Annotated in this window: 16 protein-coding genes; 11 read left to right on the forward strand and 5 right to left on the reverse strand. The window is 61.5% G+C overall.

The window, feature by feature from the left end; translation table 11 throughout:
- Positions 1 to 51: 51 nt before the first annotated feature.
- The 5 genes from EC912_RS09600 to prmB are packed head-to-tail and all read right to left on the reverse strand — an operon-like array spanning position 52 to position 4,446.
- Positions 52 to 336, reverse strand: a complete 285-nt coding sequence (locus tag EC912_RS09600; protein WP_132143350.1) for a hypothetical protein — start codon at positions 334 to 336, stop codon at positions 52 to 54.
- Positions 336 to 1,364 carry an aspartate-semialdehyde dehydrogenase gene (locus EC912_RS09605; RefSeq protein WP_132143352.1) on the reverse strand — a complete coding sequence of 343 codons (1,029 nt, stop codon included), beginning with the start codon at positions 1,362 to 1,364 and terminating at the stop codon, positions 336 to 338. The genes EC912_RS09600 and EC912_RS09605 overlap by 1 nt, the downstream gene beginning before the upstream one ends.
- Before the next feature lie 43 nt (positions 1,365 to 1,407).
- Positions 1,408 to 2,400 (reverse strand): 2-hydroxyacid dehydrogenase, encoded by a 993-nt coding sequence (locus EC912_RS09610; protein ID WP_132143354.1) that lies wholly within the window; start codon positions 2,398 to 2,400, stop codon positions 1,408 to 1,410.
- Entirely contained in the window at positions 2,397 to 3,509 is a 1,113-nt protein-coding gene (gene aroC / locus EC912_RS09615; RefSeq protein ID WP_132143356.1) for a chorismate synthase, read from the reverse strand. The genes EC912_RS09610 and aroC overlap by 4 nt, the downstream gene beginning before the upstream one ends.
- Positions 3,510 to 3,525: 16 nt before the next feature.
- Positions 3,526 to 4,446 carry a 50S ribosomal protein L3 N(5)-glutamine methyltransferase gene (gene prmB, locus EC912_RS09620; RefSeq protein ID WP_132143358.1) on the reverse strand — a complete coding sequence of 307 codons (921 nt, stop codon included), beginning with the start codon at positions 4,444 to 4,446 and terminating at the stop codon, positions 3,526 to 3,528.
- A 616-nt stretch (positions 4,447 to 5,062) separates the two neighbouring features.
- On the opposite strand from prmB, the gene EC912_RS09625 reads away from it, so the two are divergent.
- The 11 genes from EC912_RS09625 to EC912_RS09675 all read left to right on the forward strand — a co-directional run bounded on the left by EC912_RS09625 (position 5,063) and on the right by EC912_RS09675 (position 15,833).
- Positions 5,063 to 5,389: a hypothetical protein gene (locus EC912_RS09625; RefSeq protein ID WP_132143360.1), complete on the forward strand. Its 327-nt coding sequence runs from the start codon at positions 5,063 to 5,065 to the stop codon at positions 5,387 to 5,389.
- Between the two features lie 33 nt (positions 5,390 to 5,422).
- A complete protein-coding gene (locus EC912_RS09630) occupies positions 5,423 to 5,740 on the forward strand; it encodes a TrbC/VirB2 family protein (protein WP_132143362.1) in 318 nt (105 codons plus the stop codon).
- Positions 5,737 to 6,066: a type IV secretion system protein VirB3 gene (locus EC912_RS09635; protein WP_132143364.1), complete on the forward strand. Its 330-nt coding sequence runs from the start codon at positions 5,737 to 5,739 to the stop codon at positions 6,064 to 6,066. The genes EC912_RS09630 and EC912_RS09635 overlap by 4 nt, the downstream gene beginning before the upstream one ends.
- A 46-nt stretch (positions 6,067 to 6,112) precedes the next feature.
- Complete coding sequence (locus EC912_RS09640) at positions 6,113 to 8,509, forward strand: VirB4 family type IV secretion/conjugal transfer ATPase (RefSeq protein WP_165973556.1); 2,397 nt, start codon at positions 6,113 to 6,115, stop codon at positions 8,507 to 8,509.
- Between the two features lie 24 nt (positions 8,510 to 8,533).
- Positions 8,534 to 9,208, forward strand: coding sequence for a type IV secretion system protein (locus EC912_RS09645; RefSeq protein WP_165973557.1), 675 nt, complete (start codon positions 8,534 to 8,536; stop codon positions 9,206 to 9,208).
- A 15-nt stretch (positions 9,209 to 9,223) separates the two neighbouring features.
- Entirely contained in the window at positions 9,224 to 10,270 is a 1,047-nt protein-coding gene (locus EC912_RS09650; protein ID WP_132143370.1) for a type IV secretion system protein, read from the forward strand.
- Positions 10,271 to 10,448: 178 nt separating this feature from the next.
- Positions 10,449 to 11,129 carry a virB8 family protein gene (locus EC912_RS09655; protein ID WP_165973558.1) on the forward strand — a complete coding sequence of 227 codons (681 nt, stop codon included), beginning with the start codon at positions 10,449 to 10,451 and terminating at the stop codon, positions 11,127 to 11,129.
- 17 nt (positions 11,130 to 11,146) lie between these two features.
- A complete protein-coding gene (gene virB9, locus EC912_RS09660) occupies positions 11,147 to 12,040 on the forward strand; it encodes a P-type conjugative transfer protein VirB9 (protein ID WP_132143843.1) in 894 nt (297 codons plus the stop codon).
- Positions 12,030 to 13,163 (forward strand): type IV secretion system protein VirB10, encoded by a 1,134-nt coding sequence (gene virB10, locus EC912_RS19530; protein WP_207906811.1) that lies wholly within the window; start codon positions 12,030 to 12,032, stop codon positions 13,161 to 13,163. The genes virB9 and virB10 overlap by 11 nt, the downstream gene beginning before the upstream one ends.
- Entirely contained in the window at positions 13,160 to 14,179 is a 1,020-nt protein-coding gene (gene virB11, locus EC912_RS09670; RefSeq protein WP_132143374.1) for a P-type DNA transfer ATPase VirB11, read from the forward strand. The genes virB10 and virB11 overlap by 4 nt, the downstream gene beginning before the upstream one ends.
- A complete protein-coding gene (locus EC912_RS09675) occupies positions 14,145 to 15,833 on the forward strand; it encodes a type IV secretory system conjugative DNA transfer family protein (protein WP_132143376.1) in 1,689 nt (562 codons plus the stop codon). Before virB11 ends, EC912_RS09675 begins: the two co-directional genes overlap by 35 nt.
- The last annotated feature ends 12 nt before the right edge of the window (positions 15,834 to 15,845 follow it).

Raw genomic sequence — 15,845 nt, forward strand, 5'->3', positions numbered from 1 at the left:
GGCAGTTACGCGACAACGTTAACGCCGTCATGAAACCCGTGAACGCTCCCCTTACTTGCCCCCCTGAGGGCGACTTGCAGCATTCAGCTCGGCCTGGAGCTGGGCGATGATACGGTCCCGCTCGCGCAGCTTGTCTTCCGCGCTACGTCCATCTGTCTCCAGCGCGTCCAGACGCTTCTGCAACTTCTGGATTTCGGCGTCCTGCGCGGCTTTGGCCGCGCGGGCGGATTCCACCTGCGAACGGACAGCCGGTTTGGGCGCCGCCGTGCCGTCCTGTGCGGCCGCCGCGTAAAGCGGCGACAGCATGAGCAGGCCGAACGCGACGGCGCCCCTCATTACAGATAATCCTGAATCAGGATTTCGGCGATCTGAATGGCGTTCAGGGCGGCACCCTTGCGGATGTTGTCCGACACGACCCACAAATCCAGACCACGCTCGTGGGAGATGTCCTCGCGGATACGGCCGACGAAGACCGCATCCTTTCCGGCAGCCTCGGTCACCGGCGTGGGATAACCGCCCGCCTTCCTCTCGTCCATCACGACCACGCCCGGGGCTTCGCTGAGAAGCTCGCGGGCACGCACGGCGTCGATCTTCTCGCGCGTCTCGATATGCACCGCTTCGGCATGACCGTAGAACACCGGCACGCGCACGGCGGTCGGGTTCACCTGGATGGTGTCGTCTTCCAGGATCTTCCGGGTTTCCCACACCATCTTCATTTCTTCCTTGGTGTAGCCGTTCGGCTGGAAGTCGTCGATGTGCGGAATGACGTTGAACGCGATCTGCTTAGCGAATTTATTCGTTTCCACGGGCTGGAAGTTCAGCATCGCGGCGGTCTGCTTGCCGAGCTCTTCCATGCCCGAGCGGCCCGCGCCGGACACCGACTGATAGGTGGCGACGTTGATGCGCTCGATACCCACGGCGCGATGGATCGGCGCCAGGGCGACCAGCATCTGCATGGTCGAGCAGTTCGGGTTCGCGATGATGCCGCGGTTCCCGTACTGCGCGATGGCGTGCGGATTGACCTCGCTGATCACCAGCGGAATGCCATCCTGATAACGGAATTCGGACGTGTTATCGATGACGACGGCACCCGCCGCCGCCGCGCGCGGGGCGTGTTCGCGGCTGACCGAACCACCGGCCGAGAAGAAGGCGATGTCCACACCGTCGAAGTCGTATTTGGCGAGGTCTTTGACGACGATCGATTTTCCGTCGAACTCGATCGTACCGCCGGCCGAGCGCTCGCTCGCCAGGGGTACCAGTTCGCTGATCGGAAACTCGCGCTCGGCGAGGACGGACAGCAGGGTTTCGCCAACGGCGCCGGTCGCACCGACAATGGCCACCTTGTAACTCGTCTTCTTGCTCATCGTCTCTTTATAGTCTTGGGGGCGGGAACAGGGTGCGGCCGGCTTATGCCAGCACACCCGGATTCAATAAGGTGGGCGGCCGGCCGGCATGCGGACCATGTCCGAACGCAGCCAACACATTGTCCACAGCCAGCGCCGCCATACCGCGACGCGTGTCTCGACTTGCGCTGGCGATATGCGGACTGAGCAGTACGTTGTCGAGCTCCAGCAGAGCCGGATGGACCGCCGGCTCGCCTTCGAATACATCCAGTGCTGCGCCGGCGATGGTGCCACGGGCCAGCGCTTCGGCCAGCGCGGCATCGTCGACGATGCCGCCCCGGGCGATATTAATAAGAATGGCGCCAGGCTTCATCCGGGCCAGTTCGGCCGCGCCGATGGCATGGCGGTTGGCCGGCGTGAACGGCAGCACCAGAATCAGATGGTCCGATTCGCGCAGGAGCGTGTCCTTGTCGACATAGCTCGCCGCGTACTCGCGCTCGGTCTCGGGCGCCAGGCGCGAACGGTTGTGATAGATGACCCGCGTGCGAAAACCGATGGCTCGCCGCGCGATGGCCTGGCCGATGCGGCCCATGCCGAGAATACCCAGCGTGCGACCGTGCACATCGGCGCCCAGCCAGCCGTCGAAACGGGACGACGTCCACTGCCCGTCGCGCAACCAGCGCTCGGCGGCGCTCACGCGCCGCGCGGCACCGAGCATCAGCGCCCAGGCGTAATCGGCGACCGTTTCATTGAGTACGTCGGGCGTATTGGACGCACCGACACCCGCGGCGCTCAGCGCGTCGAGATCGAGATTGTTGTAGCCCACGCCCAGATTGGCGACGAAACGCAGCGACGGCGCCTTGGCGAGCACGTCGGCATCGATGCGATCGGCGAGCCCGACGATCGCGGCTTCGACGCCGGCAAGCCGGCTGACAAGGGCATCGGGTGGCAATACCCGCTCTTCCGCCTCGGCATGTACTTCGAAGTATTCGTGCAGCGGCTCGACCACGTCGGGAAACAGGGGACGGGAGATCCAGAGCTTCGGCTTGCCGCTCACGGCGTACCCTCCGTCACACTGCCCGGGATACGCGGCGACACCGGCCCCACGTCCGCGCACTGCGCGCGGTGACGCAGCGCATGATCCATCAGCACCAGGGCCATCATGGCTTCGGCGATGGGAATGGCGCGGATGCCGACGCAGGGATCGTGGCGCCCCTTCGTTACGACATCCACCGGGTTTCCGGCTTTGTCGATGCTATGGCCCGGCACGAGAATGCTGGACGTCGGCTTGAACGCCATCGAGGCGACCACGGCCTGACCGGTGCTTATGCCACCGAGTACGCCACCGGCATGGTTGGACGTAAAGCCGTCCGCCGTCATCTGGTCGCGATGAACCGAGCCGTTCTGCGTGACCACCGCGAAACCGTCGCCGATCTCCACGCCCTTGACGGCATTGATCGACATCATCGCCGCGGCGAGGTCGCCGTCGAGCTTGCCGTAGATCGGCTCGCCCCAGCCCGGCGGCACATCGCTGGCGATCACCGTTACCCGTGCGCCGACCGAATCGCCTGACTTGCGCAGGGCGTCCATATAGGCCTCGAGCTCGGGAACCTGATCGGCATCGGGCCAGAAAAACGAGTTCGTCTCGATCGCGGCGGGGTCGAAGCCGCGAGGAACGACGTCGCCGATCTGTGCGAGATGCGCATGCACCTCGATACCGAAATGTTCCGCCAGCCACTTCTTCGCCACCGTACCGGCTGCCACGCGCATCGTCGTTTCGCGGGCGGACGAACGTCCACCGCCGCGCGGGTCGCGGATGCCGTACTTCTGCCAGTACGCATAGTCGGCGTGGCCCGGGCGGAACGTGTCGACGATGTTGCCGTAGTCCTTCGAGCGCGCGTCCACGTTACGGATCAGCAGCGCGATGGGGGTGCCGGTGGTCAGGCCCTCGTACACGCCCGAAAGGATTTCGATGTCGTCCGTTTCCCGGCGCTGCGACGTATGCCGCGAACGTCCCGTGGCCCGACGATCCAGGTCGACGCGAAAATCGTCGGCTTCCAGCGCCAGGCCCGGCGGACAGCCGTCGATAACGCAACCGATGGCCGGGCCGTGGCTTTCGCCGAAGGTGGTAACGCTGAGAATCTTGCCGAACGTATTGGAGGACACAGATTTTCCGTAAGTATCAGGGCCGTGTCGCGCGGACCGCGGCGATCGCGCCGGCATGTTCGATCAGGTCGCGACGTTCCAGCGCGAAGATACCCATCTGTCCGACCTTGAACTCCAGCCAGACGAAGGGCAAGTGCGGCAGCAACGACACGAGGGCATGTTCGCTATCGCCCACTTCCACGATCAGCAGGCCATCGTCGGTGAGATGGTCGGCCGCTTCGTGGAGGATGCGAAGGGTGATGTCCAGTCCATCATCGCCGGATGTCAGACCGAGGACCGGTTCATGGCTATATTCGGCCGGCATCGCGGCGTATTCGTCATTGGTGACGTACGGCGGATTGGACACGATGAGGTCATAGCGTTCGTTGGCCACGCCGGAGAACAGATCGGATCTGATTGCCCGGACCCGGTCTTCGACATGCTGGAAGACGATGTTTTCGTTGGCCAGCGACAGCGCGTCCTCGCTGATATCGACGATGTCGACCTTCCACTCGGGGTTGTACTCGGCCATGGCGATACCGATGCAACCCGAACCGGTGCACAGGTCCAGAGCACGCTCCACGTAGCGGTCGTTCAGCCAGGGGGTGAAACGGCTTTCGATCAGCTCGGCGATGGGCGAACGCGGGACCAGCGCGCGACGGTCGCTCTTGAATTTCAGACCCGCGAACCAAGTTTCACCCACCAGATAGGCCACCGGCACGCGCTCGACGATGCGGCGCTCGATCAGGGCCAGTACGGCTTCACGCTCTTCGGCTATCAGACGGCCCGTCCCATAGGCCGGCGGCAGGTCGGGCGGCAGGTGCAGCACGGCCAGCACGAGATGCGTCGCCTCATCGATGGGATTGTCGTGGCTATGCCCGAACGTCAGCCCGGCCGCCGAAAAGCGGCTGGCACCGTAGCGAATGAAGTCGATGATGGTGGACAGTTCGTGCGTCACGGGTCGGCGTGCCTGGGTGGGCGCAATAGTATAGCCGTGTGAGCCCGGAGCCGCGCTGCGGGTGGGCGTTGGGGCTGAAAATGCCCGCCGGCGGGAGCCGCGCAATCCTCCCCTGCCGACACGCTCCCCCTCCGCGTACGTGCACTCTGGAGATCGCGACCGCCTTCAGCCATGCAAAGGCTAAGGTACGAATGACACACAGCCAGGCGTAGCCCCACAGCCAAAGCATGAATGCCTACAACGATGCGGGATGCTGGCTGGCAACCGGCATCAGCCGGGGACGAACATTGGCGGCACCGGGCATCGCGGATCGTTCGCCCGGACAGGGACGGAATAGCGCGAAAACCCCTGAGTTCCGGTGTTTCCAGCTACGAGACGATCCGGTACGAGGAGCAACCCCCGGCCGCGGTGCCCTGACCCGCACGGCGGACCCCATACCTTCCATATGCCCTCGCGGAATCGTCCTCATCGGGGACAAAAACGACAATCGCACCCCATTGTCGCCCTTACATCGTCCGACTACCGTGTCCCTCGTCGTCCCCACGACACACATCGATTTCCAACCATGAACAGCCTCGACGGCCCGATGCTCCGCTTCAGGTCAGGGAGACAGCGCATGCCCCGAAAACCCGACCGACGATATCTCTTTACCGCGTTGGCTCTCGTCCTCGGCCTACCCATCGAGACCATGGCATCGGAAACGAGCCGTGTCGCCGAACTGCTGGCCGATGCAAACCGGCGCAGCGCGAGCGGCGAAGCACCCGAGATCATCGAGCGCTGGCTCGTCGACTCCATGCAGCGGATGGGAGCCCGAACGTCGCCAGAGCCGTGGGATGTCTTCGCCAGGGCCCGCTGGCAAGCCGACGAGAACGGCGCCACGCCAACTTTCGTCGTTCGCACCACCGATGCCACGGTCGCTCCATACACGTCACCAGCACCCTAGCTCTTGCCACGGCCACCACGACAAGGAGTCGTCATGAAATCTCCATCGCCGTACACGGTATTCCGAACCGCGACATTACTGACGGTCACGGCGTTCTTCGCCGTCCTATGCACATGGCCGTGTATCGCGCTCGCCGCGAACGATGTCATTGGCGACAAGTCGGATATTGCCGTCGGCTGGATCAGGACGGCCGTCAAATTCGTACTAGTCGTCGCCGTTCTTGGATCGGGCCTGCTTGCCGCATTCGGGCGCATGAGCTGGACCACGGTGGGGCAAGTTCTCATAGGTGCCGTTATCGCCGGCACCGCCGACGCCATCGTCAACGGGCTGTATTCGGTACGGGCCGCATGATTTCCGCGCCGCGCCGCGACCCCTTGTTCGGCGGCCTGACCCGTCCACCGACTTATCTCGGCCTTCCCGTGGAGGCCCTGCTTATCATCGCCGGCGGCAGCGTCATCGCGTTCCTTCTGACCAGCCTCGCCGATGCACCGACGATCTGGCAGTTCGCATCGCTCGGGCTGGGTGGTTCGCTCTACGTTGCTACACGACTCATATGCGCGCGCGACCTTCGCGCACTTCGCTATCTCTTCCTGCAAGTGGCAACGAAAGGGAGACATCGCACTCGTCGTTACTGGCTCTGCGGTTCATACGCGCCGCTGCCTTGCCGACATCGCTGACATCGGACGCAAAGGAAGCAGGATGCTTTCCCCAAAGCAGAAACTGATGAACGACGCTCTGGCCGCGTCCACGCATGTGCCTTACACGGTCCACGTATCTCCGCACAATGTACGCACGCTCACTGGCGACACGCTTACCGTCATGCGTATCGACGGCATCGCGCATGAAGCCGCCGACGAACGGGACATCGAAGGATGGCATGACGCGCTCATCGGACTCATGCGCAATATCGCCGCGGAAGACATCGCACTCTGGATTCATACCGTACGGGAGGAGCGCGACAAATTTCCGGATGGCGAGTTTTCCGACGACTTCGCGGGTCGATTGAATACGCTATATCGTGCATCGCTGAGCAACTCGGCGATGATGGTCAACACGCACTACCTCACCGTACTGGTCCGCGAATCGACCGCCACCGGCTTCTTCAGGCCCGCGGGCGGGCGACTCACACTGACTGCGGCACAGGACGCCATACGCGATGCCAGCGACCGCCTCGATACACTGACCCGGGGCATACTTGCCGCACTGTCGCGCTATGGAGCGCACCGACTCGGGACACGCCAGCACAATGGCATCGTGTATTCCGACACGCTCACCTTCCTTGCCCGCCTCGTCAATGGCACATCGCAACCCATAGCCGTTCCCAAGGGGCGTGCCGCGTTCGGCATGGTCAATGCGCGCCTCTCCTTCGGTGTAGAGCAGTTCGAAATACGCCTGCCAGATCGCCGTCAGGTTGGCGCCATGCTCGGCGTGGCGGCCTATCAGATCGAACGTACCGAGCCGGGACACCTCAATGTCCTGCTGACGTTGCCATTTCCGTTCGTTCTCACGCAGTCCTTCGCGATGTTCGGCCGGAACAAGGCCATGGCCGCACTACGAAAGCAACAGCGCCTGCTCATCAACGCCGGCGACGCGTCCGAGTCCCAGACCAACGATATCGCGCTCGCCCTGGACGATCTTGCCGCCGGGCGAGCGGTGTTCGGCGAACATCACCTGAGCATGATGCTGCTGGCCGACAAGGAAGACGCGTTGACCGGGCGTGTGGCGGCGGCACGCGCCGCACTAGGAGAAGCTGGCTTCCTGGTCGTGCGTGAAGACGAATGCATCGAAGCTGCCTTCTTCGCGCAATTGCCGGGCAATTTCCGCATGCGGCCACGACCCGCTCCCATCAGTTCGAACAACATCGTCGGCTATACGGGATTTCACAACTATCCATCGGGGCGCCTCGAAGGCAACCAGTGGGGGCCCGCGCTGACACTGCTGAAAACGACGTCCGGCACACCGTACTACTTCAATTTCCATCTGCCCGGATCATCGAAACGCAGCGTGGAAGAAGCCGCCGTCGACGATCGCCTGCCCGGTCATGCCTTGATCCTCGGGCCGACCGGCGCCGGCAAAACAGTGATACAGACCTTTATGTTGGCGCAGGCCGAGAAGTACCGCCCCACGGTATTCACGTTCGATAAGGACCAGGGCCAGGCAAACTTCGTGCTCGCGATGGGAGGCACTTACTCGACCCTGCGCAACGGCATTCCGACAGGGTTCAATCCCTGCGCGCTGGACGACACGCCAGGCAACCGGACGTTCCTGCAACACCTCGTGATGCGCTGTATCCGTGGAGACGAGCCAGCCCACCGTTTCTCTCCGACACGCGAGCGCGAAGTGCAGGACGCCGTGGCCGGCATGTATGCCATGCCATTCGAAGCGCGGCGCTTCTCGGCAATTCTTCCGTTCTTCGATCCCACCGATCCCAATGGCAACGCGGCACGCTTTCGACGCTGGTGCGCGGGAGGAACGCTTGCGTGGGTACTGGACAATCCGATAGACACGATCCACCTTTCCACGGGCCGCTACTTCGGCTTCGACGTTACCGAATTCCTCGACAACGACGAAACCCGGACGGTCGTCGTGATGTACCTGTTTCATCGCATGGAACAGCTCATAGACGGACGTCGGTTTATCCTCAACATGGACGAATTCTGGCGTCTTCTGCAGGATCCGTACTTCGAGGGTAAAGCCCTCGACGCGGTGAAGACATACCGCAAACGCAACGCCATTGCGGTGTTCGGCACCCAGAGCCCCGCGGACGTCCTGCGCTCCAGCGTCAGTCGCCAGCTCATCGAGCAGTGCGTAAGCCAGCTCTACCTGCCGAATTCCAAAGCCGCCCATGAAGACTATGTCGGAGGCTTCGGGCTCACCGAACGCGAATTCGAAATCGTTCGCAAGGAAATGGTCGAAGCGAACCTGCGCGGCTTTCTTTTCAAGCAGGAAGCCTCGTCCACGGTCTGCGAACTCGACCTGGCGGGCTTCGACGACGATCTGGCCGTGCTTTCAGCGACATCGCAGTCGGTCGAAATCGCCAGACGAGCCATCTCGCTTGCCGGTCCGCGACCCGACGAATGGCTTCCCAGGTTCCACGAAATGCGCCGCGAGGCGATCTGACTCATCCCGGCAAGGAGGCCTATCGTGACGAAACACAATCATATCCTGTTCGCCGTTTTCGCCGTCATCGTTTCAACCGCCGTCTCGGCCGGTTCCGACACCCAGGAGGTTCGCGATACGGAAACACATAGCACCCTTCGTAAGCAGATCGATGCACTGGAGAAACAAAAGGCGGCGATCGAGGAGCAGACCCGGGCCATGTCGGGGCACAGTGCAAAAGGCGCACTGGAGGCAGGCGACTACGCAAAAGACATACCCACCAACTGGCGTGAAACGCTTGAAGCCTATAAGAACAACGACACGGTCAAAAGTTTGATTCAGGCCATGCGCGAGGTCGCAGATCCGCCTTCCGAAGAACTCACGGATAAGGAGCGCGCAAAGATCGAGACAAAGGCAGGCACTGATCGCGCCATGAACGGTGCGGCGCTCAATGCGCAGATATATCAGAACGCAACGCAACGCATCAAAGCGCTCGACAATCTCAGACTGCGTATCGACGAAGCATCCACGGCAAAAGAAATCGCCGATCTCCAGGCGCGTATCCAGATAGAGAACGCACTGCTGACCAATGAGCTTATTCGCACCGAATCGCTCAATGCCCTGTTCATGCAGAACGAATATGCGCAAGCCTACAAATCCGTCGACGAAGATATCGACGAGAACGCCGAGGACGAAACCGGCGCGAACGACGACCTCTGATCCGCGGAGTACGACATGGCATCCCTTACACTAGCCAGCGACATTCTCGGCGGAACCGTCGAGACGATTACAGCGGCAATGATCGAGCAGTCGACGCGAATGATGACAATCATCTCGCCGATCGCACACGCCATGCTCGTTTGCTATGTGCTCCTCTGGGGCGCCGCCATCGCTTCGGGAAGGACGAACCAACCTCTTGGCGACGCCGCCATACGAGTACTCCGTATCGTACTCATCGTCAGCTTCGCACTCACCGTCGGCATCTACCAGAACGACATCGCGACATTCTTCATGGAGGTGCCTTCCGGGATCGCGGCGGGCATCGTCGATGTACCTTCAAGCAAGGGAAACACACCCGGCATCGCACAAGTACTGGATGCAGCCCTTAATCGAGGTTACGACACGGGAAAAACCGTCTGGAACTATGCATCGAGGAAGTTCGGACTATTTCGCTTCGGTTATATCGTCTATTTTTTCGTGGCTATCGCCATCTACATCGTGGTCAGCGTTGTCGTCGCCATCGCAACCGCGCTGGTATTCCTCGGGTTCGTCGCGCTTGCGGTCCTGCTCGCTGTCGGCCCGCTATTCATTCTGATGGCATTGTTCGACAACACCCGCCGGTTCTTCGACGCGTGGCTCGGCCAGACAGTGAATTTCGGCGTCCTGTTCATTCTGGTCGCTTCGACAATCGACCTTTGCTTCCGGGTTTTCACCAAGGTGGTCGGTGGCATCCAACTTGGCGGTCCGGCCGAAGCGGGTAAAGCCATGATCATCGTCATTGGTGTCGGCATCGCCATGATTATCACCGTGCTGCAGACCCGGCCGATGGCCGCTGCCATTTCCGGCGGCGTAGCCGCCAGTTCGCAGGGTCTGTCCCAGTTCGTCCTTGGCAAGGTATCCGGCGGACTCTCGATGGCGGGAAGCAAGTTACTCGGTTCGGGCAACCCGGTCGGCCGCGGCATATCCCAGGCGACCGGGGGAACCGCCGGCACCGGACAGCAAGCCACATCCCGCGTACACCTCAAAACCCCACGAAGCACACCCGGACGTCCATTCCGGTGACGTCGTAGCAACCCAATCAGGAATTTTCCATGCGCTGGATCGCACACACACCCGCCATCATCGCCCTTCTGCTCGCCTGCGCCTGTTCCGTGAAACCTTCCCGGCCGCCCTCATGCGAGGGCCCGTACAGCCCGGTGAATCCACCCGAGCGTTACGTCCCTACCGCGGCGACGCGTTCATGAACGACCCTGCGATCGATGCCTTCATCGACGCTTCCCGCGCCTGGGAGGCCGACGAAATCGCACGCATCCGGTTAAGTGAGCGAAGGGCATGGCGATTCGCCGCACTGGGCATGGGCGCTGGCGTCGTCGGATGTATCGCCGTCGCCCTTCTCACACCGCTTAAAACCGTCGAACCATTCATCGTACGCGTGGATCGCACAACGGGAGCCGCGGACATTGTCACGCGCATTGACGAGCGTACCGTCACCTTCGACGAAGCCATCGACAAATACTTTCTCGCCCGCTACGTGAACTATCGCGAAGAGTACGCGGAAGCCGCCGCCTACCCGAACTATCGCGCGGTCAAAGTCATGTCGGGGGATGTCGCGGGCCGCGCCTATGTCCGGCAGGTCGACCCAAAAAACCCGAATTCTCCTTCGCGGGTGTACGGCAAGGATGGCGGCGTTGAGGTCGCGGTGCGTTCGATCGCGTTCCTGACCAAGGGCGTCGCGCAAGTCCGCTTTTCGCGCAAGGAACACGGCGGCCCTGCATCGGCAAAAGAAAGCCACTGGATAGCAACCATCACGTACATCTACCGAAATGCTCCGATCGATGCACAGACGCAGCTGGTCAACCCTGTGGGTTTTCATGTCACCGATTATCGCCTCGATCCCGAAACCACGGGAGGCGAACGGTGAAATACGTACTGACGTGCATGCTCGCTGTATGCACCGTCTTAGTAACACATGCGGAAACGGTCCCCGTACAGGGAACATTCGACCATCGAATGAAAACCGTGCGCTATAACCGCTCGGATGTCGTCAGGATTGTCGGGCATTACGGCTACTCCACCGACATCGAGTTCGCGCAGGGCGAAGCCATTACCCATATCGCGATAGGCGACTCACTCGCATGGGAGGTGGCACCGGCGGCGAATCACTTATTCGTCAAGCCGCGCGAAGACAACGCCGTAACCAATATGACCGTCGTTACCGACCGCCACGTTTACCAGTTCAGCCTGGACGCTTCGAAAGCAGTCACTTCACGCGACAGGACGATGTTCTTCCAGGTTCGGTTCGCTTACCCGGACGACGATGCCGCACGCGAACGGGTCGAGCGCGATGCGCGCATTGCGACATCCAACGCACGGCGCATGGAGAGTGCGCTGAAACGAACGGAGGAAGCGCGGAACTGGAACTACCATGCCTGCGGCGCGAAGGATTTCCGCCCGTCGGAGGTTTACGATGACGGCCGGTTCACTTACATGCGCTTTCCCGGCGCGCAACGCATTCCCGCCATCTTCGCCATCGACGCCGATGGCAGCGAAGGCATAGTCAACGGCGCGATGCGTGGCGACCAGTTCGTCGTGCATACCCTGGCGCGGCGATTCGTGCTTCGCCTCGGTAATGCCGTCGCGTGCATCGAGAACCGTACTTACAACGCGCACGGCACGGCGATCCCCCAGGGCACAACCAGTCCGAACGTCGTGCGCGAAATCAACGACAACCTGCCGGCGACGGGCAACGCATGGCCTTCCCTGGCACCCATCCCCGCGCCTGCCGACAAGGCTGCCAGCGAAACGTCTGAAGGAAGCGGACATGCTCAATAGATCCGTGCCGGAGCAAAGCGTTTCCGGAAGCGGCAACAACCCGTCCGCGGATATCCCACAGGTGGGCCGTAGCCGCAGGACAAATCGCGTCGTCGGCATCACCGTCGTGCTCACGACGACGATAATCCTCTTTGCCTTGCTGGGACAGTTAGGTATCGAAAGACTGCGCGAGCGCAGCGACATCGCGTCGAGCGCTCAGGCAAAGGAAGCCACCGCGGTAGTGGGCGCCGCCAGCCACTTGCCGGACATCGCTCGCGATCTGTTTGTGTCGAAGCCTCCACCCGTGCCCGTTTCGGCGGGAGCAGACCACGCAAGGAGAGAATTGCTCGCACCGGAACAGCGCGCGCAGGCGTCGGACCGGCATGAGCGACGCAAACGGGCCCCTCTTCTGGTACTGCAAGCCGGAGGTCCTTCCGCGATGCCGTTGCCGTTGTCTCCAGAAGCCCCGATCGATCAATCGGTTCCTATGACGGGATCTATCGCCAGCGCGCTGACACCGTCACGAAATGCGGGAGTCAGCGCGCGGCGCCTCGCCGACCCGAATCTCACAATCACTCAGGGAAGTCTGCTGGACTGCGCGCTCGTCACAGCCATCAGCAGTCAATTGGCTGGCATGACCGCATGCGTTCTTACCCGCGACGTCTACTCCACCAATGGGCGCATACTGCTGCTCGAACGTGGCTCGCGACTCGTCGGCCAGTATCAGTCCGGGCAGCTTCGCCAGGGAACGGATCGTATCTTCGTGCTATGGACACGCGCGGAAACGCCAAATGGCATCGTCATCGATCTGGACTCGCCGGCGACGGACAGTCTGGGCCGATCGGGCCTGACGGGCGAGGTGAACCATCACTTCTGGCTCCGCTTTGGATCGGCTCTCCTCGTTTCTGTCGTCGACGACGTTGCGAAAGCGGCGGCGAACAAACGGCGAGGAAACCAGAACACGATCCAGTTCGGTGGAACGACCGGGGCTGCGCGCGATTCCGCATCGATTATCGTCGAGAATACGGTGAACATTCCACCGACGCTGGATGTCTCCCAAGGCTCCCGGGTAGGCATTTTCGTGGCACGCGACCTCGATTTTCGCTCGGTGTATTCGCTCAAGCCAGGAGCGGTCGTGCCATGAGCCATGTCGACGACGCATCCCGTCAAGCGGTGGAAATCTACATGCGGCCACTGAAGCTTCTGCTGCATGACGACATTACCGAAGTCGCCGTCAACATACCGGGTGAGGCATGGACCGAAAAGCACGGAACATGGAGGCGGCATCTTCTGCCCGAGCTGACCTTCGATCACCTGCGCATGCTCGCGAAGCTCATCGCGACATGCACCCAGCAATCCATCAGCGATTCCGCACCGGTGGTTTCCGCGGCGCTTCCTTCCGGCGAACGAGTGCAAGCGGTACTACCTCCGGCCGTGCCCGCAGGTACGGTCAGCCTTACCATCCGCAAGCCTTCCGCGATACGACTCACACTCGACGACTACCAGACCAGCGGCGCGTTCGACGACGTATGCGCCGACTCCACCACGCCTGACGATACGGAGCGTGAGCTGACGGAACACCTCACTCACGGACGCATCCGCCTGTTCCTTGAGCGGGCTGTCGTCACCAGGCGGAACATCGTCGTGTCCGGCTCGACAGGCTCAGGCAAGACAACGTTGATGAAAGCACTCGTCGACGCCATTCCGGCGGGCGAACGCCTCATTACTATCGAAGATACGCCGGAACTCACCATCGCCCATCAGCCCAATCACGTGCGGCTGTTCTATTCGAAGGACAGCCAGGGCGTCAGTCGCGCGACACCGAAACTTCTCCTGGAATCGTGCCTGCGCATGAAGCCGGATCGTGTACTCCTCGCCGAGCTACGAGGCGAGGAAGCCTTTGGGTTCGTCCGTAACGTGAACTCGGGTCATCCGGGCTCCATCACGTCCATACATGCCGGTAGCCCGCTCATGGCGATCGAGCAACTGATGCTCCTCATCAAGGAATCGTCGTGCGGCGGACGACTGTCGCGAAGCGATATTCGCCAGCTGCTTTTCATGCTTGTCGACGTCGTCGTGCAATTCGGCGTGGTGGACGGACGTCGACGCGTAACAGGAATATTTTATGAACCCGCTCGCAAACGCGCCGCGCTGGGTTAAATGGCCCCTGGGCTTCGTCATCGTACTGGCCACGTGCGCGACATGGTTCGTCGCGGCCGGCCATGCATTGTCATGGATCCTATTCCATGGCGGCGGCGATCCGGTGAGCTGGCATACGTGGATCGACTATGCATTATCGTATCCAGGCCACCCACTCGTACAACCGGCACTTGAACTGGCTGGAGCGATTGCGTCGCTCGTCATACTCGTGCCCGTGATCGTCGCTCTCGTGCGTTGCAAACCGCCATTGCACGGCGCCGCCCGATTCGCCCGTATCGCGGAAGTCCGTCGCGCCGGTCTCCTGACCCATAGAGGCGACGGCATCATCCTTGGCGGATATGGCCGTCGATTCCTGACTGCCGGACTTGCGGACTTCCCGCACGTGATGCTTGCCGCACCCACCGGTTCCGGCAAAGGCGTCGGCGTCGTCATCCCCAATCTTCTGAACTGGAACCATTCGGTCATCGTGCTGGACATAAAACGCGAGAACTGGACGCTCACTGCCGGTTTTCGCAAGCGCCACGGACATGAAACTTACCTGTTCGATCCCGCATCGCCGGACGGCCGCACGCATCGATGGAATCCATTGGCCTATGTACGCGACGAGCCGGGGACACGCATCGACGATATCCAGAAGATCGGCAGCATCATTTTTCCCGATACTCCAGGCGTCGACCCCCTCTGGTCGGCCAGCTGCCGGACGCTGTTTCTCGGACTGGCATTGTATGTATTCGAAACCGACGACCTTCCGCGCACGCTCGGGCAGATCGCACGCGAAGCCTACGCCGACACCGACGACCGTCTCGCCGATATCATCATGGAGCGATACGAGTCCGGCGCCCGGCTTTCGGCCGCCTGCGAAGCTGCACTAACCGACTATGCGAATACCGCTACCGAAACCCGCACGTCGATACGGAAGACATTTACGTCACGCTTCGAGCTGTTCCTCAATCCCATCGTGGATGCCGCGACCTCTGCCAACGATTTCGACCTGGAAGCCCTGAGGCGAAAGCGCATCAGTATTTATATCGGCATCACACCCGACAATCTCGCGCGCATGGCGCCACTGCTCAACCTGTTCTTCCAGCAGGTTGTCGATCTCAACACACGAGAGCTTCCCGAGCACAATCCCGAACTGAAGTATCAGTGCCTGATGCTTCTCGACGAGTTCAAGTCGCTGGGCAAGTTGCCGCTTATCGTCGACGCCATAGCATTCCTTCGCGGGTACGGCGTGCGCCTGCTGCCGATTTTCCAGTCACCGAGTCAGATACGGGAAGTCTATGGCGAGGAGGCCGCGAAAACGTTTTTCCAGAACCACGCCATACGCATTTCCTATACGCCCGCCGACATTGTGACGGCGACCGAAATCAGCAATGAAATCGGCAATACCACCGTGAAGAGCCATTCGGTGTCCCGTCCCGATCTTTTTTCGAAAGGGCAGCGCAATCGCAGCGATTCAATGGTCAGTCGCGCGCTGATGCTTCCGCAGGAAGTCATGGCGCTGGGTGTGAACGAAGTCCTCCTGTTCGCCAGGGGCACGCGTCCGATTCGGGGCCGGAAGATCCGTTGGTATCGGGAAAAGGCATTCACTTCCCGGATACTGCCACCGCCCACCGTTCCCGCACATACGCCAGGCGGGCCCGAGGATCGGTGAGGCTCAGGCCAT

It is taken from the genome of Luteibacter rhizovicinus, from assembly GCF_004342265.1.
GTDB classification, from domain to species: domain Bacteria; phylum Pseudomonadota; class Gammaproteobacteria; order Xanthomonadales; family Rhodanobacteraceae; genus Luteibacter; species Luteibacter rhizovicinus_B.